This window comes from Xanthomonas sp. DAR 80977, assembly GCF_041240605.1.
Lineage (GTDB): Bacteria > Pseudomonadota > Gammaproteobacteria > Xanthomonadales > Xanthomonadaceae > Xanthomonas_A > Xanthomonas_A bundabergensis.
On sequence record NZ_CP162487.1, the window covers coordinates 4257363 to 4276725 of the forward strand.

Annotated in this window: 18 protein-coding genes and 1 pseudogene; 12 read left to right on the forward strand and 7 right to left on the reverse strand. The window is 70.6% G+C overall.

Features of this window, described 5'->3' with window-relative positions:
- Window positions 1-175 precede the first annotated feature (175 nt).
- A pseudogene (locus AB3X10_RS23250) lies at window positions 176-292 on the reverse strand (gfo/Idh/MocA family oxidoreductase); the annotation flags it as partial.
- A gap of 179 nt (window positions 293-471) precedes the next feature.
- Window positions 472-1587 carry a Gfo/Idh/MocA family protein gene (locus AB3X10_RS18135; protein ID WP_369976822.1) on the reverse strand — a complete coding sequence of 372 codons (1116 nt, stop codon included), beginning with the start codon at window positions 1585-1587 and terminating at the stop codon, window positions 472-474.
- A 132-nt stretch (window positions 1588-1719) separates the two neighbouring features.
- On the opposite strand from AB3X10_RS18135, the gene AB3X10_RS18140 reads away from it, so the two are divergent.
- The 3 genes from AB3X10_RS18140 to AB3X10_RS18150 all read left to right on the forward strand — a co-directional run bounded on the left by AB3X10_RS18140 (window position 1720) and on the right by AB3X10_RS18150 (window position 3913).
- On the forward strand, window positions 1720-2640 hold the full coding sequence (locus tag AB3X10_RS18140; protein ID WP_369976823.1) for an SMP-30/gluconolactonase/LRE family protein: 921 nt from the start codon (window positions 1720-1722) through the stop codon (window positions 2638-2640).
- 96 nt (window positions 2641-2736) lie between these two features.
- The gene (locus AB3X10_RS18145) at window positions 2737-3459 is read left to right on the forward strand and encodes a hypothetical protein (RefSeq protein ID WP_179568235.1); all 723 of its coding nucleotides are present in this window, start codon (window positions 2737-2739) and stop codon (window positions 3457-3459) included.
- A gap of 49 nt (window positions 3460-3508) precedes the next feature.
- Window positions 3509-3913, forward strand: coding sequence for an EF-hand domain-containing protein (locus AB3X10_RS18150; RefSeq protein ID WP_369976824.1), 405 nt, complete (start codon window positions 3509-3511; stop codon window positions 3911-3913).
- A 560-nt stretch (window positions 3914-4473) separates the two neighbouring features.
- Here AB3X10_RS18150 and AB3X10_RS18155 read toward each other — a convergent pair.
- Together AB3X10_RS18155 and ubiH are read right to left on the reverse strand one after the other, a co-directional pair.
- On the reverse strand, window positions 4474-5652 hold the full coding sequence (locus AB3X10_RS18155; RefSeq protein WP_369976825.1) for a UbiH/UbiF family hydroxylase: 1179 nt from the start codon (window positions 5650-5652) through the stop codon (window positions 4474-4476).
- Window positions 5649-6863, reverse strand: a complete 1215-nt coding sequence (gene ubiH / locus AB3X10_RS18160; protein ID WP_369976826.1) for a 2-octaprenyl-6-methoxyphenyl hydroxylase — start codon at window positions 6861-6863, stop codon at window positions 5649-5651. The genes AB3X10_RS18155 and ubiH overlap by 4 nt, the downstream gene beginning before the upstream one ends.
- Before the next feature lie 185 nt (window positions 6864-7048).
- Between ubiH and AB3X10_RS18165 the strand changes: the two genes are divergently transcribed.
- The 9 genes from AB3X10_RS18165 to AB3X10_RS18205 all read left to right on the forward strand — a co-directional run bounded on the left by AB3X10_RS18165 (window position 7049) and on the right by AB3X10_RS18205 (window position 16433).
- Window positions 7049-7633, forward strand: a complete 585-nt coding sequence (locus AB3X10_RS18165) for a hypothetical protein (RefSeq protein ID WP_369976827.1) — start codon at window positions 7049-7051, stop codon at window positions 7631-7633.
- A gap of 21 nt (window positions 7634-7654) precedes the next feature.
- Entirely contained in the window at window positions 7655-8209 is a 555-nt protein-coding gene (locus AB3X10_RS18170) for a cob(I)yrinic acid a,c-diamide adenosyltransferase (RefSeq protein ID WP_369976828.1), read from the forward strand.
- Between the two features lie 34 nt (window positions 8210-8243).
- Window positions 8244-9149 carry a histone deacetylase family protein gene (locus AB3X10_RS18175; protein ID WP_369976829.1) on the forward strand — a complete coding sequence of 302 codons (906 nt, stop codon included), beginning with the start codon at window positions 8244-8246 and terminating at the stop codon, window positions 9147-9149.
- Window positions 9150-9256: 107 nt separating this feature from the next.
- Complete coding sequence (gene lptD, locus AB3X10_RS18180) at window positions 9257-11602, forward strand: LPS-assembly protein LptD (protein WP_369976830.1); 2346 nt, start codon at window positions 9257-9259, stop codon at window positions 11600-11602.
- On the forward strand, window positions 11599-12975 hold the full coding sequence (locus tag AB3X10_RS18185) for a peptidylprolyl isomerase (RefSeq protein ID WP_369976831.1): 1377 nt from the start codon (window positions 11599-11601) through the stop codon (window positions 12973-12975). The genes lptD and AB3X10_RS18185 overlap by 4 nt, the downstream gene beginning before the upstream one ends.
- Window positions 12976-12978: 3 nt before the next feature.
- Window positions 12979-13956: a 4-hydroxythreonine-4-phosphate dehydrogenase PdxA gene (gene pdxA, locus AB3X10_RS18190; protein ID WP_369976832.1), complete on the forward strand. Its 978-nt coding sequence runs from the start codon at window positions 12979-12981 to the stop codon at window positions 13954-13956.
- Between the two features lie 147 nt (window positions 13957-14103).
- Window positions 14104-14898 (forward strand): 16S rRNA (adenine(1518)-N(6)/adenine(1519)-N(6))-dimethyltransferase RsmA, encoded by a 795-nt coding sequence (rsmA, locus tag AB3X10_RS18195; RefSeq protein WP_369976833.1) that lies wholly within the window; start codon window positions 14104-14106, stop codon window positions 14896-14898.
- Between the two features lie 214 nt (window positions 14899-15112).
- Entirely contained in the window at window positions 15113-15496 is a 384-nt protein-coding gene (apaG, locus tag AB3X10_RS18200; protein ID WP_145705570.1) for a Co2+/Mg2+ efflux protein ApaG, read from the forward strand.
- A gap of 10 nt (window positions 15497-15506) precedes the next feature.
- Entirely contained in the window at window positions 15507-16433 is a 927-nt protein-coding gene (locus AB3X10_RS18205) for a symmetrical bis(5'-nucleosyl)-tetraphosphatase (protein WP_369976834.1), read from the forward strand.
- A 273-nt stretch (window positions 16434-16706) separates the two neighbouring features.
- Here the strand turns inward: AB3X10_RS18205 and AB3X10_RS18210 are convergent, their stop codons facing one another.
- The 3 genes from AB3X10_RS18210 to lgt are packed head-to-tail and all read right to left on the reverse strand — an operon-like array spanning window position 16707 to window position 19008.
- Entirely contained in the window at window positions 16707-17312 is a 606-nt protein-coding gene (locus tag AB3X10_RS18210) for a dihydrofolate reductase (protein ID WP_369976835.1), read from the reverse strand.
- The gene (locus AB3X10_RS18215) at window positions 17309-18103 is read right to left on the reverse strand and encodes a thymidylate synthase (RefSeq protein ID WP_369976836.1); all 795 of its coding nucleotides are present in this window, start codon (window positions 18101-18103) and stop codon (window positions 17309-17311) included. Before AB3X10_RS18215 ends, AB3X10_RS18210 begins: the two co-directional genes overlap by 4 nt.
- Window positions 18100-19008 carry a prolipoprotein diacylglyceryl transferase gene (lgt, locus tag AB3X10_RS18220; protein ID WP_369976837.1) on the reverse strand — a complete coding sequence of 303 codons (909 nt, stop codon included), beginning with the start codon at window positions 19006-19008 and terminating at the stop codon, window positions 18100-18102. Before lgt ends, AB3X10_RS18215 begins: the two co-directional genes overlap by 4 nt.
- Window positions 19009-19363: the final 355 nt, after the last annotated feature.

A 19363-nucleotide genomic window follows, 5' to 3' on the forward strand; every position in this document is an offset into this window, starting at 1 on the left:
GACTTCCAAGAGCATTCCAACTCGGATGCTTCCAGCTGGCGCGGTGTTGTGGGAGCGACTTCAGTCGCGACGGGCTTTACCGGTAATGCCCGTCGCGACTGAAGTCGCTCCCACAGAAAGAGAAACCTGCGCTGGCCTTGACCATCCCTTGGCCCGCAACCACCCGAACCCGCGACAGCACGATCCGCTTGCCGCCCTCGCGCGCCGAATGGTGGATCGCATCGATCACGCGCATGTCGCGCAGGCCTTCCTCGCCCGGCGCACGCAGCGGCATGCCGCCGAGGACCGCCAGAAGGCAGGGGATTCAAACGACGCTCCCTGTAGGAGCGGCTTCAGCCGCGACAGGATCTCGCCGGGAACGCCCGGTCGCGGCTGAAGCCGCTCCTGCAAGAAAGCGAAAAAGCGAAACAGCCGCGAGAAAACGCGCAGCCGGGCATCGCTCGACCGCGAGCCAGCAACCACCCGCACCCGCTACAGCACGATGCGCTTGCCGCCCTCGCGCGCCGAACGGTGGATCGCATCGATCACGCGCATGTCGCGCAGGCCTTCCTCGCCCGGCGCGCGCAGCGGCGTGCCGCCGAGGATCGCCAGTGCGTCCTCGTCCATCTGCAGCGCCTGCTGATGGCGCACCTTGGCATCGAACACGCGTCCGTCGCTGGCGCTGCCGCGGATGCCGTCGTAGCTCTGGAACGGCGCCAGCTCGTACCAGCCGCGCTCGCACTCGGCGCGCAGCCGGTTCATGGTGCGGCCGAAGCTGGTGGCGCAGTCGGCGAGCACCTCGTGCGGGAATTCCAGCTTGAACTGCATGTGCTCGTCGACCTCGTCGAACAGCGCCGGCCGGTCGGTGCTGCGGGTGGCGCTGACCGCCAGCGGCTCGGCGCCGACCGTGTAGCGCGCCGCGTTGAGCGGATACACGCCCATGTCGTACATCGCGCCGCCGCCGAACTGCGCGCGCAGCCGCCACGGCCGCTGCGCCGGGTCGGTGTCGCCATAGCCGTTGTAGCCGGCCTCGGCGCGCACGCTGCGCATCGCGCCGAACGGGCGCTCGCCGGCCAGCGCGATGATCCGCCGCGTGTTCGGCTCGTGCTGCATGCGATAGCCGATGCTCAGCCGCACCTTGTTGCGCGCGCAGGCGGCGATCATCGATTGCGCCTCGTCGGCATGCATCGCCATCGGCTTCTCGCACCACACGTGCTTGCCGGCGGCCGCCGCGCGCAAGGTCAGCGGCGCATGCAGATGGGTGGGCGTGACCACGTAGACCACGTCGATGTCCGGGTTGTCGGCGATGCGCTCCAGCTCGTCGTAGCTGTAGACGTTGCGATCGGGAATGCGGTAGCGCGCCTGCCACTGCGGAATCTTGTGCGGCGAGCCGGTGACGATGCCGGCCAGCCGGCAGTGCCTGGTCAGCGCCAGGCCCGGCGCCAGGCGCGTGCTGGCGTAATCGCCCAATCCGACCAGCGCCACCCCCAGCGGTTTCTTCGGCTTGCCGCGCGGAGCGGCCAACAGCGGCGATCCCAGCAGGCCGGCGCCCGCCGCGGACAGGCCGGCGAGCAGCACACGGCGACGATTCGGCGAGGACAGCGACATGCGGATCTCCCTGGCGGCCGGACACGGACCGCCCGAACCTTAACGCATCCAGCGCCCGGCGTTGTGAGCGCTATCCCGTCGCCACCGGCACGTCTGGCACACTGCCCGGCCCTGCCCGCACCGGATCGCGCCATGCTCCTTCGCCTGCCGTCGCTCGCCGCCGCCGGCGCCTCGTTGCTGCTGGCCTGCGCCGCGTACGCCGCGCCCGCAACGGACACGGCGCCGTTCCACGCCCGCGACCTGGTCGGCGACGGCGTGTTCACCCACGGCATCGAAGGCCCGGCCAGCGGTCCGGACGGCGCGCTGTACGTGGTCAACTTCGGCCACGACGGCAGCATCGGCCGGGTCGCCGTCGCTGCCGATGGCCGCGCGACGGCGGCGCTGTTCGTGGACCTGCCCGCCGGCAGCATCGGCAACGGCATCCGCTTCGATCGCGCAGGGCGCATGTACGTGGCCGACTACGCCCGGCACCGGATCCTGCGCATCGCGCCGGACAGCAAGCGCATCGAGGTCTATGCCACGTTGCCCGGCGCGTTCCAGCCCAACGACATCGCGATGGCACCGGACGGCACCCTGTACGCCAGCGACCCGGACTGGAAAGGCGACGGCGGCCAGCTGTGGCGCATCGACCGCGACCGCAGCGCGCACCTGATCGAGACCGGCATGGGCACCACCAACGGCATCGAGGTCAGCCCCGACGGCAAGCGCCTGTACGTCAACGAGAGCGTGCAGCGCAAGCTGTGGGTCTACGACCGCGCCGGCGACGGCACGCTGTCCGACAAGCGCCTGCTGCTGGCGTTCCCGGATTTCGGCCTGGACGGCATGCGCTGCGATGCCGACGGCAATCTGTACCTGGCCCGCTACGACGCCGGCAAGGTGCTGGTGATCGATCCCGCCGGCAGGATCCTGCACACGATCGCGACCAAGGGCCGCAAGCCCACCAACGTGGCCTTCGGCGGCAAGGACGGGCGCGACGTCTACGTGACCCTGCAGGACCGCGGCGCGATCGAGACCTTCCGCAGCGATCGGCCCGGGCGCGAATACGGGCGTTAGTCCATACAATGGCCCTGGGATGCGCATCGCATCGCGGTCTCAGTCCGCGCAATCGGCGTCGGGCATCCTGCCTGCACTGACTGGAGAGCCGCGCACATGCAGCCGATCGAACTGAAAGACCCGGCCGGCTTCGCCGACGAATTCCTGCGCCTGACCCTGTTGCAGGGCTTCCAGTCGCTGACCAAGCGCGACCTGGAGTTGCTGATCTTCGTGTTGCTGGAACGCGACGGCGCGATCTCGCGCAGCGACTCCAACAACGCGGTGGCGCTGCGCCTGCGGGTGACCCCGGCCAAGGTGAAGGGCCTGCGCCGCGACGGCTATGCGCGCTGGCGCGCGCTGGTGCCCGAGGACGGCGATGCGGCGCTGGAGCGCATCGTGGCGACCGTGCTCACCGAGGACAACCTGCGCGCCGGGGCGAAGCACGTCAGCGAGCGCAGCAAGAAGGAGGGCTTCCTGGCGATCCGCATCGAGCATCCGGACGACCAGCAGCGCTTCGAGCAGGCCATCGTCGACGTCGGCGCGATGCCGGTGTACGAGCGCAACCGCGACGTGGTCGCGGTGCGCTTCGACACCTTGCTGAAGATCGCCGAGCGCTGGGGCTACCTGCAGCCGGAGCCGGAGAAGGTGGTGCGCGAGCTGGAAAAGCTCACCCCGACCGCCGAGGAAGTGGCGGACCTGTTGAAGAAGGACGTGGGCAAGCTACGCTGGGAGGATGTGCGCCGCGCGCTCAACAGTCTCGGCGCCAAGGCCATCGCCAGCACCGCCGAGGGCGGGCTGAAGGGATTGCTGAAGCTGGCGTTCCCGTTCATCCCCGGCTGAGCCTGCCGCATCCCTGTCCACGTTCGCACCATCGGAGTCCGTTGTGTCCATGCACCACCGTTTGTCCCTCCTCGTCGCCGGCCTGCTCGCCACCGCCATCGGCGCGGCCGCCGCGCAGAACCTGCAAGCCACCTCCAGCGCCATCACCGAACCGTTGCGCGACGTGCCGGCGAGCGTGGTGCTGGCGCAGCCGCTGAGCAGTGGCGAGGTGACCCACCAGGTGCGGCTCGACGTCCCGCACGGCGAGGCGCCGGTCACCGTGCGCACGGTCCAGCCCGACCACGTCGCCGGCAACTACCGCATCGACTTCGACGCGCTGGACAGCGACCACGACGGCTACATCAGCCGCAGCGAAGCGCAGGCCAACCCGGCGCTGGCCGACGAATTCGACTCGCTGGACCCGCAACGCCGCGGGCGCCTGAGCCGCGAACAGCTGGCCGGCTGGCTGAAGTAGCGCCATCGCGACTGGCCGCAAGTCCCTGCGGGATTCCCCTGCAGGATTCCCTGTGGGAGCGACTTCAGTCGCGACGAACAGAGCCTGCCACCGCACCGAATTTGACGATCTGTCGGGGCCGAAGCCCCTCCTACAGTGCACCCATCCAACCAATCGCACGTCCCTGTAGGAGCGGTTTCAACCGCGACGAACGAAGATATCCAGCTCCCCGGCTTCGGAAACAGTCGGGACTGAAGTCCCTCCCACAATGCACCCAGCCGGCTCGCCGCAAGTCCCTGTGGGATTCCCTGTGGGAGCGACTTCAGTCGCGACGAGCGGAGCCTGCCACCGCACCGGATTTGGCGATCTGTCAGGGCTGAAGCCCCTCCAACAGTGCACCCATCCAGCCAATCGCACATCCCTGTAGGAGCGGTTTCAACCGCGACCGGCGAAGCGATGGCTATTCGGACGCCTCGCGCTATCGGAGCCGATGATCCAAGCCCCTGCGCTCCAACCACAACAGCCGCAGCGCCTGCCGCTCCCGCAGGAGCGACCAACGCCTCTCGCCCCACCCCGGATCGCTACACCCCCGACGCGCGCTTCCAGAACCCGTGCATCAGCATCGGCAGCTTGCCGGCCAGGCCCAGCAGCGGGCCGCGCAGCAGGGTCAGGTGCATCTCGTCGTTGGAGAACAGCCGGTTGATCGTGTCGAACCCGTAGGCGGCCACGGTGTTGTCGCTGCGGCGGCCGCGCGCCCAGCGCGCCAGCCGGTGCGGTGCCGACCAGTCGACCCGCCGCGCCTGCGCCTGCCGCACCTGCGCGGCCAGCGCGGCGACGTCGCGCAGGCCGAGGTTGACGCCCTGCCCGGCCAGCGGATGCACCACGTGCGCGGCATCGCCCAATACCAGCAGGCGGCCACGGTGGTAGTCCTCCACCAGTTGCCGGCGCAGCGGGAAACCGACCCGCGGCGACAGCGCGCGCACCGCGCCCAGCCGCGCGCCGAAGGCCTGGGTCAGTTCCGCCCCGAACCCGGCATCGTCCAGCGCCAGCACCCGCGCCGCCTCGGCCTCGGGCAGGGTCCACACGATCGAACTGCGGCCGTCGGCGAACGGCAGGAACGCCAGCGGCCCGCCGGGCAGGAACCGCTGCCAGGCGGTGTCCGCATGCGGCAATTCCGTCTGCACGAAGGCGACCACGCCGCGCTGGCCGTAGTCGTGCGCCGGCGCCTCCAGCCCGGCCAGGCCGCGCAGCGTGGAATCGGCGCCGTCGGCGGCGATGGCCAGGCGCGCGTCGAGCCGGCTGCCGTCGTCCAGGCGCAGGCGCACGCGCTCCTCCGCCATCTCCACCGCCTCGACCCGCGCCGGACAGTGCAGTTGCACCCCGGCCGCCGGCAGCGCCGCCCACAGCTGCTCGACCAGCAAGGCGTGCTCGACGATCCAGCCCAACTGGTCGCGGCCCAAGGCATCGGCATCGAAGTCCAGTTCGCCACCGCCACCGGCATCCCACACGCGCATGCGCCGGTAGGCCTGGGCGCGCCGCGCCAGTATCTGCGGCCACACGCCCAGCGCCTGCAGCAGCGCCGCATTGTCCGGAGCGAAGGCGTACACGCGCAGGTCCGGCTCGGCCGGCGACCAGCGCGGCGGCTCGCGGCCCTCGACCAGGGCCACCGCCAGGCCTTCGGCGGCCAGCGCCAACGCGCAGGCCGCGCCGACCACGCCGCCGCCGACCACCACCACGTCCAGCACGCCGCGCCGGCTCATGGCATGGCCTCCCGGCACAGCTGCGGCACGTCGCCGCGGAAGCCCATCGCGCCGCCGACCAGGAACGACTGCAGCGGCGCGGCCTGCGCGGCCGCCAGCAGGCCCAGGCTGCGCAGCGGGCGCAGCAGCGCCGCCGGGTTGGCGGTCAGCCGCGCCAGCCCGCCGGAGAAGGTCACGGTGCGTTGCCGGTCCTGCTCGCGGCGCTGCGCGTACTGCTGCAGCAGCACCGGCGCGCCCGGGTCGGCGCGGTCGCGCTCGATCAGTTCGGCCAGGGTCAGCGCGTCGCGCAGGCCCAGGTTGAAGCCCTGCGCACCCAGCGGGTGCAAGGTCTGCGCGGCGTTGCCGAGCAGCACCGCGCGCGCATCGGTGAGGCGCCCGGCCAGCACCTGCACGATCGGGTAGGCGCTGCGCTCGCCGCTGCCCAGCAGGCGGCCGACGCGCCAGCCCAGCGCGTCCTGCAGGCGCTGCAGCCAGGCGGCCTCGTCGAGCGCGGCCACCGCGTCCGCGGCTTCGGCGGCGACCGCATGCACCGCGCCGTAGTGGCGGTCGCCGCGCGGCAGCAGCGCGGTCGGGCCGTCGTCGCGGAAGCGTTCGTAGGCGGTGCCGTCGGGCTGGCGGCTGCCGCGCACCCGCGCCACGAACAGGGTCTGCTGGAAATCGTGGCGGGCGGCGTCGATGCCCAGCGCGCCGCGCACCGCGCTGGCGCTGCCGTCGGCACCGACCAGCAGGCGCGCCTGCAGCACCTGGGTGGCGCCGTCCTGGGCGATGCGTAGCTGCCGCAGCGATGCATCTTCGCCCGGCTCCAGCGCCAGGAACTGCGCCGGCCGGTAGCGGCTGACGTGGCTGGCCTCGGCCAGCCGCGCCTCCAGCGCCTCGCCGAAATCGCGCGCCACCACCACCTGCCCGAACGCCTCGCGCCCGTAGTCGGCCGCGTCCAGCCGCACCCGGCCGAAATCGCCTTCGCGGCTGACGTGGATGCGCCGGATCGGCCCGGTCGGCGTGCGCAGCCGCTGCATCACCCCCAGCGCGCCCAGGGCGTTGACCGTGGCCGCGGCGAAGCTGAGGTTGCGCTGGTCGAACACCGGCGGCAGTGCGCCCGGCGGCGCGGCCTCGACCAGGCCCACGTCCACGCCCAGGCGGTCCAGCGCGATGGCCAGGCTGGCGCCGACCAGGCCGCCGCCGACGATCACTACGTCATGTCGTTTGCTCATCCGCCCATGATACGACCGGCGTCCGAATCGTCGGTGATCGCAGCGCCATGCCGGCTGCGTCCGCCGGTCGCGCGCAGCGCCGCGGCGCGGTCGCCATCGCCACCGGCGCGGCCCGCCGCCGGGCGCGCGCCCAGGCCCGCCGCTTCCAGTAGAATCGGCGGCCTCCGTACCGGTGCCCGCCCGCCATGACCCCTTCCAGCCACCGCCTCCCCGCCCTGCTCCTGCTGGCAGCGCTGCTGGCCGCGACCCGCATCAACCACTTCGGCGCGATTCCGGACGCCTCCTGGGCGGTGTTCTTCGTCGGCGGCTTCTACTTGCGCGGCTGGACCCGCTGGGCGTTCCCGGGGCTGATGGCGCTGGCGGTGCTGGTCGACTACCTGGTGATCCGCGGCCAGGGCCTGAGCTTCTGGCAGCACTACTGCGTCTCGCCGGCGTACTGGTGCCTGATCCCGGCCTATTTCGCGCTGTGGGCGGGCGGCAGCTGGCTGGCGCGGCGCTACCGTGGCGCCGACTGGCGCGCGCTGGGCCTGACCGCGGCCAGCCTGGTGGTCGCGGTGGCGGTGTGCCACCTGATCGCGCAGGGCAGCTTCTACTGGGTCAGCCGCAGCGTGCCGAACCCGACCGTCGCCGGCTGGTGGCAGAACTACAGCGACTGGCTGCTGCCCTACCTGGGCAGCGCGGCGCTGTACACCGCGCTGGCCGCGGCGATCCAGGTCGGCGTCGAGCAGCTGGCGCGGCTGGGCCAGCGCGGCCAGCCGGCCGGCCACTGAGCCAGGGCCTGGCAGCCGGCGATGGGCAATCGTCTTTCCAAGATCTACACCCGCACCGGCGACGACGGCAGCACCGGCCTGGGCGACGGCAACCGGGTCGGCAAGGATTCGGCGCGGGTGGCCGCCTACGGCACCGTGGACGAGGCCAACTCGGCGATCGGCGTGGTCCTGGCCTGTGCGCTGGCCGACGACGTGCGCACCCTGCTGACCGCGATCCAGCACCAGATGTTCGACCTCGGCGGCGAGCTGTGCATCCCCGGCCATGCGGCGATCCACGACGCCGACATCGACGCGCTCGAGCAGCACCTGGACCGCTACAACGACACCTTGCCGGCGCTGAAGGACTTCATCCTGCCGGCCGGCGGCGAAGCCGCGGCACGCTGCCACCTGGCGCGCACCATCGTGCGCCGCGCCGAGCGCGAGACGGTGGCACTGTCGCGCCAGGACGCGGTGCGGCCGCAGGCGGTGCGCTACCTCAACCGCCTGTCCGACCTGCTGTTCGTGCTGGCGCGGGTGCTGGCCCGGGCCGACGGCCAGGGCGAGGTGCTGTGGCGCCACGACCGCCGCCAGGCCTGAGCGGCGTCGGCGGCGTGCGGACCGGGCGGCAAGCATGCTGATCTATACCCATCCCGCCTGCCTGGGCCACGAGCCCGGGCCGGAGCACCCGGAGCGGCCGGAGCGCCTGCAGGCCGTCACCGGCGCGCTGCGCGAGGCCTTTCCCGAGCTGGAATGGCGCGAGGCGCCGCTGGCCAAGCTCGGCGACCTGGCCCGGGTCCACGAGCGCGAGCTGATCGACAGCGTCCTGGCCGACATCGACGGCAAGCGCATGCTCGACGTGGACACGGTGATCTCGCCCGGCTCGCGCGCCGCCGCGCTGCGCGCCGCCGGCGCCGGGCTGGCCGCCGTGGACGCGGTGCTGCACGGCGCGACCGACACCGCCTTCTGCGCGGTGCGCCCGCCCGGCCACCACGCCACCGCCGCCACCGCGATGGGCTTCTGCCTGTTCAACAACGTCGCCGTCGCGGCCGCCCACGCCCGCGACACGCATGGCCTGGAGCGCATCTCCATCGTCGATTTCGATGTGCATCACGGCAACGGCACCCAGGCGATCTTCGAGCGCGACCCGCGCGTGCAGTACCTCAGCACCCACCAGTCCGGGCTGTTCCCCAACTCGGGCGGGGTCCACGACCGCGGCGTCGGCAACCTGCACAACGCGCTGCTGCCGCCGGGCAGCGGCGGCTTCCGCTTCCGCAACACCTGGGCCGACCAGATGCTGCCGCTGCTGGACGCGTTCAAGCCGCAACTGCTGCTGATCTCGGCCGGTTTCGATGCGCACATGCGCGACCCGCTGGCCGACCTGATGCTGGAAACCGAGGATTTCGCCTGGCTCACCGCGGAGCTGCGCGCGCTGGCGCAACGGCATGCGCGCGGCCGCGTGGTGTCGCTGCTGGAAGGCGGCTACGACCTGCAGGCGCTGCGCGAATGCAGCGTCGCCCACGTCGACGCGCTGCGCTGAGCGCCGCCGGGGGATGAACCCCGTCCCCTGCCCGGGGGACGCCTTCATTGCCCCTATGCATGGGATGGGGCAAGCTAGCGGTCGTTTTAGCCCGATACCTGACGCGCGTGCGCCGAGCCCTCCGCCTGCTACCCCTTCCGTTCAGTATCGCCCTCTGCCTGCCGGCGATGGCGGCCGAGAAGCCGCCCAACTGGGGCCTGTGCCCGACCCCGGACGTGCTGCCCAAGTTCGACGACGCGCCCAAGGTCGACCCGAAGATGGCGGCGATCCGCGACCAGCAGCCGACCAACATCGAAGGCGACAAGCTGTCCGGCACCACCACTGTCCCGAACTACACCGGCAACGTCGCGCTCAAGCGCGGCGACCAGTTCATGGGCACCGACAGCCTGCGCGTGGACACGGAGACCGGCAATTACATCGCCGAGGGTCACGTGCGCTACCAGGACTCGTCGATCCGCATGGTCGCCGACCGCGCCGAGGGCAACCAGGACACCGACACCCACAAGATCACCAACATCCGCTACCAGCTGATCGAGCGCCGCGGCAACGGCAAGGCCGACTCGGTCGACCTGCAGGGCGCGCTGGGGCAGATGCACCGCTCCACCTACACCACCTGCGATCCCTCGCAGCGGGTGTGGGAACTGCACGCGCCTGAGATCGACGTCGACAACGACGAGGGCTTCGGCACCGCGCGCAACGCGATCCTGAAGATCTACAACGTGCCGATCCTGTACGCGCCGTGGTTCAAGTTCCCGATCGACGATCGCCGGACCAGCGGCTTCCTGTTCCCGGCGATCGGCTTCTCCGGGCGCAACGGCTTCGACTACATGCAGCCGTACTACCTGAACCTGGCACCGAACTACGACGCCACCCTGTATCCGCGCTACATGAGCTCGCGCGGCTTCATGTTCGGCAGCGAGTTCCGCTACCTGTACGAGGGCGGCAAGGGCGAGATCCAGGCGACCTACATGCCCGACGACCAGTTGCGCGACAAGGACCGCGGCAAGTTCGAATACCAGGGTTACCACAACATCGATGCGCACTGGCAGGCGCGCGCCTCGGTCGCCTGGGTCAGCGACGAGCGCTACACGGAAGACTTCTCCAACCGCCTGCTCGGCAACTCGGTATCCAACCTGCAGAGCACGGTCGGCGTCTACGGCACCGGCGAGACCTGGACCGCCGGGTTGATGGCCGACCGCTGGCAGCTGACCGACTACACCCTGACCGAGTCCTCGCTGCCGTACAACCGCCAGCCGCGCGCCTTCTTCAACTGGGACCAGTCCTTCGGCAACTATTTCGAGGCCGGCATCTACAGCGAAGCGGTGCGCTTCGTGCACGACGACGTGCATGCCAAGGACGCGCTGTACGAGCGGACCGGGGTGACCACCGAAATGCCCGGCGGCAGCCGCCTGGATCTCAAGCCCTACATCTCGATGCCGCTGGCCGGCGCCGCCTGGTTCCTGAAACCGACCCTGGCCTGGCGCTACACCGCCTACCAGCTGGACAAGGACCTGGCGGCGACGCTGGGCGGCGACACCTCGCCCTCGCGCAGCCTGCCGATCGCCACGGTCGATGCCGGCGTGTACTTCGACCGCGACGCCAAGTTCGGCGGCACCAACTACCTGCAGACCCTGGAACCGCGGCTGTTCTACCTGTACACGCCGTACCGCAACCAGGACGACCTGCCGATCTTCGATACGCGCGAATTCACCTTCAGCTGGGGCCAGCTGTTCCGCGATTCGCGCTACACCGGCGCCGATCGCCAGAACGACGCCAACCAGCTGACCATGGCGCTGAGTTCGCGCCTGCTGCGCCAGGACGACGGCAAAGAGAAGCTGTCGGTCAGCCTCGGCCAGATCCTGTACTTCAGCGACTCCAGGGTCAGCCTGCCCGACAGCGACACCACCATCGAGCAGGGCAAGTCGGCGTGGGTCGCCGACGCCAACTACATGATCAACGACCGCTGGACGATGGGCGCCACCTACCAGTGGGATCCCAAGTACCGGCGCAAGGACCTGGCCAGCTTCCGCACCCGCTACCTGCTGCCGGGCGACGGCATCATCAACGTCAGCTACCGCTTCCGCCGCGACCTGCTGGAGCAGACCGACGTGTCGGTGCTGTATCCGATCAACCCCACCTGGAGCCTGGTCGGCCGCCACTACTATTCGCTGGAAGACAAGAAGCCGCTGGAAATCATCGCCGGCGTGCAGTGGGACAGCTGCTGCCTGGCCGTGCGCGCGCTGGCGCGGCGCTACGTGCGCAACCGCGAAGGCGACCTGGACACCGCGCTGCAGGTCGAGTTCGTGCTGAAGGGGCTGTCCTCGCTTGGCCAGGACACGGACCGCGTTCTGCGCCGTGCTATTCTCGGCTATAACCGCGACGACCTGTACTTGGTCCCGCCCAGCAACACCACGACCGATCCGGACGCTTACGATCCGAACCTGATTCCATGACCAATACCCTTTCCGTTTTCCTCGCCACCTTGCTGGCGATCGCCGGCGTGTCCGCTCCGGCTGCCGCGCAACAAACCCAACCGCTGGACCGCATCGCCGCGGTCGTCGACGAGGATGTCGTGCTGCAGAGCGAACTGGATCGTGCCGTTCGCAACGTGAAGGCGCAGTATGCCGGCCGCGAAGCGCAGCTGCCGCCGGACAACGTGCTGCAACGCCAGGTGCTCGAGCGCCTGGTGCTGGTCAAGCTGCAGGTGGCGCGCGCCAACAGCACCGGCATCCGCGTCGGCGACGACGAACTGAACCGGGCCATCGGCAGCATCGCCCAGCAGAACGGCACCGACGTGGACGGCCTGCGCAAGAAGCTCGCCGCCGACGGCATGTCGTTCGACGACTTCCGCAGCTCGGTGCGCGACGAGATCACCGTGCAGCGCCTGCGCCAGAGCTTCGCGCAGAGCCGCATCAACGTCAGCGAGAGCGAAGTGGACGCGGCGCTGGCGCAGCAGGCCACCACCGGCGCCCAGTACCACCTGGCGCACATCCTGGTCGGCCTGCCGGAAGGCGCCACCGCCGACCAGATCAAGACCGGCCAGAGCAAGATCGACGGGGTCAAGAACCTGATCGACAAGGGCGAGATCGATTTCAGCGCGGCCGCGGTGCGCTATTCCGACAGCCCCAACGCGCTGGAAGGCGGCGACCTCGGCTGGCGCAGCCTGGACGAGATCCCGAACGCCTTCGCCCAGCTGATCCGCGACATGAAGCCGGGCCAGGTCGCCGGCCCGCTGCGCGGCCCCAGCGGCTTCCAGTTGCTGAAGCTGGTCGAAGTGCGCGACGCCTCGGCCAACCCGGAAAAGAAGACGGTCACCGAATACCACGCCCGCCACATCCTGATCCGCGTCAACGAGGCGCAGCCGGATGCGGCCGCCAAGGCCAAGATCGAGACCCTGCGTGCGCGCATCGCCGGCGGCGCCGACTTCCAGGCCGTGGCCAAGGAGTCCTCCGACGACGCCAACAGCCGTGGTCAGGGCGGCGATCTGGGCTGGTTCCCGGCCGATGCGTTCGGCCCGGACTTCGGCCACCAGATCGAAGGCCTGAGCGACAACCAGGTCTCGCAGCCGTTCCGCACCGAGGCCGGCTGGCACATCGTGCAGCGCGTGGCCACGCGCCAGACCGACGTGACCAGCGACACCCAGCGCGCCCAGGTCCGCGAGACCATCGGCCGCCGCAAGCTGGAGGAAGAGTACAACCGCTTCCTGCAGGAAATGCGCGGCGAAGCCTATGTGAACCTGCGCGTCGGCGGCGCCGAAACCTCCGCCGCGCCTGCTGCCGACGCCACTGCGCCGGCAACCCCGGCACCGGCCGCCACCAAGCCGTAAGCCGTGCTGCCCTCGCTCGCGCTGGTGCCGGGCGAGCCGGCCGGGATCGGCCCGGAACTGTGCGTGCGGCTGGCACAACAGCCGCGCCGCGACTGCCAGCTGCTGGCCTTCGCCGATCCCGACACCTTGCGCGCCGCCGCCGCGGCGCTGTCGCTGCCGTTGCGGCTGCTGCCCGAATCCGCCACTGCCTCCGCCCCGGGCGACCTGCGCCTGCGCGCGGTCGGCAATGCGCGGCCCAGCCGTTTCGGCCAGACCGAACCGGCCAACGCCGCCGCCGTGATCGGCGCGCTGACCCAGGCCGCCGACGCCTGCCTGCGCGGCGAACTGGCCGGCCTGGTCACCGGCCCGGTACACAAGGCCGCGATCAACGACGGCGGCATCGCTTATACAGGCACCACCGAACTGCTCGCCCGCCACGCCGGGTGCGAGGTGGTGATGATGCTGGCCAACGACATCGTGCGCGTGGCCCTGGCCACCACCCACCTGCCGCTGCGCGCGGTCGCCGATGCGCTGACCCCGGCGCTGCTGGAACGCAGCCTGCGCATCACCCACGCCGCGCTGCGCAGCGCGTTCGGCATCGCCGCGCCGGTCATCGCGGTGCTCGGGCTGAACCCGCACGCCGGCGAGGACGGCCACCTGGGGCGCGAGGAACTCGACGTCATGCTCCCGGTGCTCGACGCATTGCGCGGCGAAGGCATGCACCTGGTCGGCCCGCTGCCGGCCGACACCGCATTCCTGCCGCAGAAACTGGCCGGCTTCGACACGGTGCTGGCGATGTACCACGACCAGGGCCTGCCGGTGCTCAAGTACAGCGGCTTCGAGCAGGCGGTGAACCTGACCCTAGGCCTGCCCTACCCACGCGTGGCGGTCGACCACGGCACCGCGCTGGACCTGGCCGGGCGCGGCGTCGCCGACCCGTCGAGCCTGTTCGCCGCGGTCGCGCTGTGCGCGCAATTGGCTACAAGCAAGGCGCTCGTGTAGGAGCGGCTCCCGGTGGCCTAGGGCCATCAGCCGCGACCGGGCGTTACCGGTAGAGCTTGGTCGCGGCTGATGGCCCTAGGCCACCCGGAGCCGCTCCTACAGGGCGCGGCGCGCGCCTTCCTAGCCCCATCCCGATAAGATGCCCGCATGACTTCCTATTCCGGCTTCAGCGCCCCGGCCAAGAAATCGCTCGGCCAGCACTTCCTCAGCGACCGCCACTACATCGACAGCATCGTGCGCGCGGTCAATCCCAAGCCGGACGACCTGCTGGTCGAGATCGGCCCCGGCCAGGGCGCGATCACCTTCCCGCTGCTGCGCCGCCACGGCCGCCTGACCGTGATCGAATTCGATCGCGACCTGATCGCGCCGCTGACCGCCGCGGCGGAAGGGGTCGGCGAACTCACCATCCTCAACCGCGACGTGCTGTCGGTGGATTTCGCCGCGCTGGCCGGCGCCGGCCGCATCCGCCTGGTCGGCAACCTGCCCTACAACATCTCCTCGCCGATCCTGTTCCACGCGCTCGACCATGCCGCGGCGATCGCCGACATGCACTTCATGCTGCAGAAGGAAGTGGTCGACCGCATGGCCGCCGCTCCGGGCAGCAAGGTCTACGGCCGGCTCAGCGTGATGCTGCAGGCCTACTGCGAGGTGACCTCGCTGTTCGTGGTGCCGCCGGGCGCGTTCCGGCCGCCGCCGAAGGTGGATTCGGCGGTGGTGCGGCTGGTGCCGCATGCGCCGCAGGACATCGGCATCGCCGATCCGCGGCGCTTCGCCGACGTGGTGCGCGCGGCCTTCGGCCAGCGCCGCAAGACCTTGCGCAATGCGCTGGGCGGGGTCTGCGATGCCGCCCAGTTCGAGGCCGCCGGGGTGCGCCCGGACGCGCGCGCCGAGCAATTGGAAGTGGCCGATTTCGTGCGCCTGGCCAACGTGGCGCCGGCCTGACGCGCGTCGCGCCCGCGCACCGCGCCATGCTCCGCATCCGGCCGGCCGCACCGCGCATGGCCGCGCATGCGCATGCCGCCGCATCGCCAGCGCACGGCGCGGCCGGCCGACGGCGGCGCACACGCCGCATCCGGCGCCAGCGCGCGCATCCCGCAGCGCGTTCGTAGACAGGTCGCCGTCCATTCCGGCACCGGCTTTGCTTACACTGTGGGGCATGAATGATGACGCCCCCTATCGGATCGAGGTCGAAGTGTCGCCCCGATTCCTCGACGACCAATCGGCGCCGGAGGACGGACGCTATGCGTTCGCCTACACCATCCGCATCCACAACCGTGGCCGCGTCGCCGCGCGGCTGATCGCCCGGCACTGGGAAATCACCGACGGCAACGGCCGCGTGGAGCGCGTGGACGGCGACGGCGTGGTCGGCGAACAGCCGCGGCTGCGGCCCGGCGAGGACTTCCGCTACACCTCCGGGCTGATGCTGGAAACCGAGCACGGCACGATGCGCGGCCACTACGACATGGAAGCCGACGACGGCACCCATTTCGTCGCGCCGGTCGCCCCGTTCGTGCTGACCGTGCCGCGGACCCTGCACTGATGGCGTCGGCATGAGCGTGTGGGCCATCGGCGACCTGCAGGGTTGCTACGACATCACCCAGCGGCTGCTGGAGAAGATCCGCTTCGACCCGGCGGTGGACCGGCTGTGGTTCTGCGGCGACCTGGTCAACCGCGGCGGGCAATCGCTGGAAACCCTGCGCCTGGTGCATTCGCTGCGCGAACACAGCGTGGTGGTGCTCGGCAACCACGACCTGTCGCTGCTGGCGATCGGCGAACGCAGCCCGGACGAGCAGCGCAAGGTCAATCCGGACCTGCAGCGCATCGTGCTGGCCGAGGACCGCGACGAGCTGCTGACCTGGCTGCGCATGCAGAAACTGCTGCATGCCGACCGCGAACTGGGCTGGATGATGATCCACGCCGGCCTGGCGCCGAAGTGGACCACCACCCTGGCCGAGAAGCATGCGCGCGAGGTCGAGCAGCAGCTGCACGGCAGCGGCTACCGCAAGCTGTTCCGCAACATGTACGGCGACCGCCCGGCCTGGTCGCCGGGGCTGACCGGCTACGACCGCTCGCGCGCGATCATCAACCTGTTCACCCGCGCCCGCTATTGCACCCCGCGCGGGCGCATCGCGATCGAGGAGAAAGGCACGCCGGGCACCCAGGCGCAGGGCCTGTATCCGTGGTTCGAGGTGCCGGGCCGCGCCGAGCGCGACCTGAAGATCGTCTGCGGCCACTGGTCGACGCTGGGCCTGACCATCACCCAGGGCGTGCACGCGATCGACACCGGCGCGGTCTGGGGCGGCAAGCTCACCGCGCTGCGGCTGGACGGCGAAGACCTGCAGGTGGTGCAGGTGCCGGGACGCCCGGTCGAGGGACCGCCGCCGGTGCCGCGCGCACGGCCGCCGCGGCGCCGGCCCGGCCCCGGGCGTGGTGCGGGTGCTGCGGCCGCGGCGCCGCCGTCGCCCGCTCAGGACTGACGGAAGCGCACAGGGCCTGCTAACGCGATAGGAATAGGCCCCAGCGCATTTCTCGATCGCAACGGATGTCACTTGTGGGAGCGACTTCAGTCGCGACAGGGCGTTATCGGGAATGCCTGTCGCGACTGAAGTCGCTCCCACAACACTCCGTCAACTGCAACGTTCGAAAGGCCCCAGGCAACGGCAGCGTCGCGGCGATGCTTGTCAGGCAGGGCCGTCGCCACTGGCATGGCGGCTGATGGCCTCTCGACCCCAGCCACCACCCCGACTGCGCTACGGCGCGCCGCGCCGGCGCCGGTAATCCACGAACTCGAACGCCAGCGCGTGCCTGGCATCGGCCGCGTGCGCCTGCCGCGCCACGACCTCCCACTGCGCCGGATCGAACGCCGGGAAATGCGCATCGGCGCGCTCGACCAGCGTGTCCACGTGGGTCAGGTACAGCATGTCGGCGTGCGGCAAGGCCAGGGCGAAGATGTCGCCGCCGCCGATCACCGACAGTTCTTCCGCCCCGCTCGCCTGCGCCACCGCGATCGCCGCCTGCAGCGACGCGACCGCCTGCATGCCCTCGAAGGGCACCTGTCCCGAGCGCGTCATCACCAGGTTCAGCCGCCCCGGCAGCGCGCGCCCCAGCGATTGCGCGGTCTTGCGCCCCATCAGCACCGGCTTGCCCAGGGTCAGCGCCTTGAAGCGCTTCAGGTCGTCCGGCAGGCGCCACGGCAGGTCGTTGTCGCGACCGATGGCGTTGGCGCGGTCGAGCGCGGCGATCAGGATGAGGCGGGACCCGGGACTCGGGACTCGGGACTCGCCCACATCCGCCTCTGCAGAGACCGCGGCTTGTTCCGAGTCCCCAGTCCCCAGTCCCGCGTCCCGGCGACTCATACCGCCACCGGCGCCTTGATCGCCGGATGCGGCTCGTAGCCCTCGATCGCGATGTCGTCGTAGGTGAAGGCGAACAGATCGGTGACGTCGGGATTCAGGCGCAGCGTCGGCAGCGGCCGCGGCGTGCGCGCCAGCTGCTCGCGCGCCTGCGCGAAATGGTTCGAATACAGGTGCGCGTCGCCCAGCGTGTGCACGAAATCGCCCACGCCCAGGCCGGTGGCCTGCGCCACCATGTGGGTCAGCAGCGCGTAGCTGGCGATGTTGAACGGCACGCCGAGGAAGATATCGCCGCTGCGTTGGTACAGCTGGCAGCTGAGCTTGCCGTCGACCACGTAGAACTGGAACAGGCTGTGGCAGGGCATCAGCGCCATCTGCGGCAGCTCGGCCACGTTCCAGGCGCTGATCACCAGGCGCCGCGAATCCGGGTTGCGCTTGATCTCGTCCACCAGCCATTGCATCTGGTCGATCTCGCGGCCGTCGGCGCCGGTCCAGCGCCGCCATTGCTTGCCGTACACCGGGCCGAGTTCGCCCTGCGCATCGGCCCATTCGTCCCAGATGCTGACCTTGTTGTCCTTGAGGTAGGCGATGTTGGTCTCGCCCTTCAGGAACCACAGCAGCTCGTGCACGATCGAGCGCAGATGCAGCTTCTTGGTGGTCACCAGCGGGAAGCCGGCGTTGAGATCGAAGCGCATCTGCCAGCCGAACACGCTGCGCGTGCCGGTGCCGGTGCGGTCGGATTTCTCCGCACCGTGCTCGAGCACGTGGCGCAACAGGTCCAGGTAGGCCTTCATGCCTTGTTCCCCGCCGCCACCGGCGCCGGTTGCAGCACCGGCGCGCGGCGCGAGCGCCACAGCAGGAACAGGCCGAGCAGGATCAGCGGCGTGCTCAGGATCTGGCCCATGGTCAGCCAATGGAACGCCAGGTAGCCGATCGGCGCGTCGGGCACGCGCACGAACTCCACCGCGAAGCGGAACACGCCGTACAGCAGCGCGAACAGGCCGGACACCGCATAGCGCGCGCGCGGCCGCAGCGAGAACGCCCACAGCGCCACGAACATCACCAGGCCCTCCAGCACCGCTTCGTACAGCTGCGACGGATGCCGCGCGAACCTGTCCAGCGCGCCGCTGGCGTACTGCGCCTGGATCTGCGCCGCGCCCATCAGGCTCTGCATGGCCGGCGCGTCCGCCACGTCCTGCAGCGGCGCGCGCGGGAAGATCACGCCCCAGCCGGCGCCGGTGAACTTGCCCCACAACTCGCCGCCGACGAAATTGCCGACGCGGCCGAACCCCAGCCCCAGCGGCACCAGCGGCGCGACGAAATCCATGGTGTCGAAGAAGTGCAGGCGCGACTTGCGCGACCACCAGGCCGCGGCCACCAGCACGCCGATCAGGCCGCCGTGGAAGCTCATGCCGCCGTCCCACACCTTGAAGATCAGCAGCGGGTTGGCGAGGAAATCGCCCAGCGCGTAGAACGCCATGTAGCCGATGCGCCCGCCGAGCACCACGCCGAGCATCGCGTAGAACAGCAGGTCGGAGAATCCCTCCATGTCCACGCCCGGCAGGCGGCCGGCGCGGATGCGCAGCCGGCCCAGCCACCACGCCGAGGCGAAGGCGGCCAGGTACATCAGCCCATACCAGTGCACCTTCACCGGGCCGAGCGAGAAGGCGATGGGGTCGATCTGGTGGAGATAGGTCATGCGGGAACGTCGGCCGGAGGGCGAGGGTCGCCTATTCTGCCATCGGCGCCGGCCACCGCCGCGGTTGCGATCGACAACATGACGCCCCCCTTCATCTGCCGGCAGGCGCGGAGCGTCTGCCATCGGCACCGGCCACCGCCGCGGTTGCGATCGACAACATGACGCCCCCTTCATCTGCCGGCAGGCGCGGAGCGTCTGCCATCGGCGCCGGCCACCGCCGCGGTTGCGATCGACAACATGACGCCCCCCTTCATCTGCCGGCAGGCGCAAGCGTCTGACACTGGCGCCAGCCCTGCCGTGGTCGCGTTCGCCGCGGGGACGCCCCTCCAGTCATCTGCCGGCAGGCGCGAGCGGC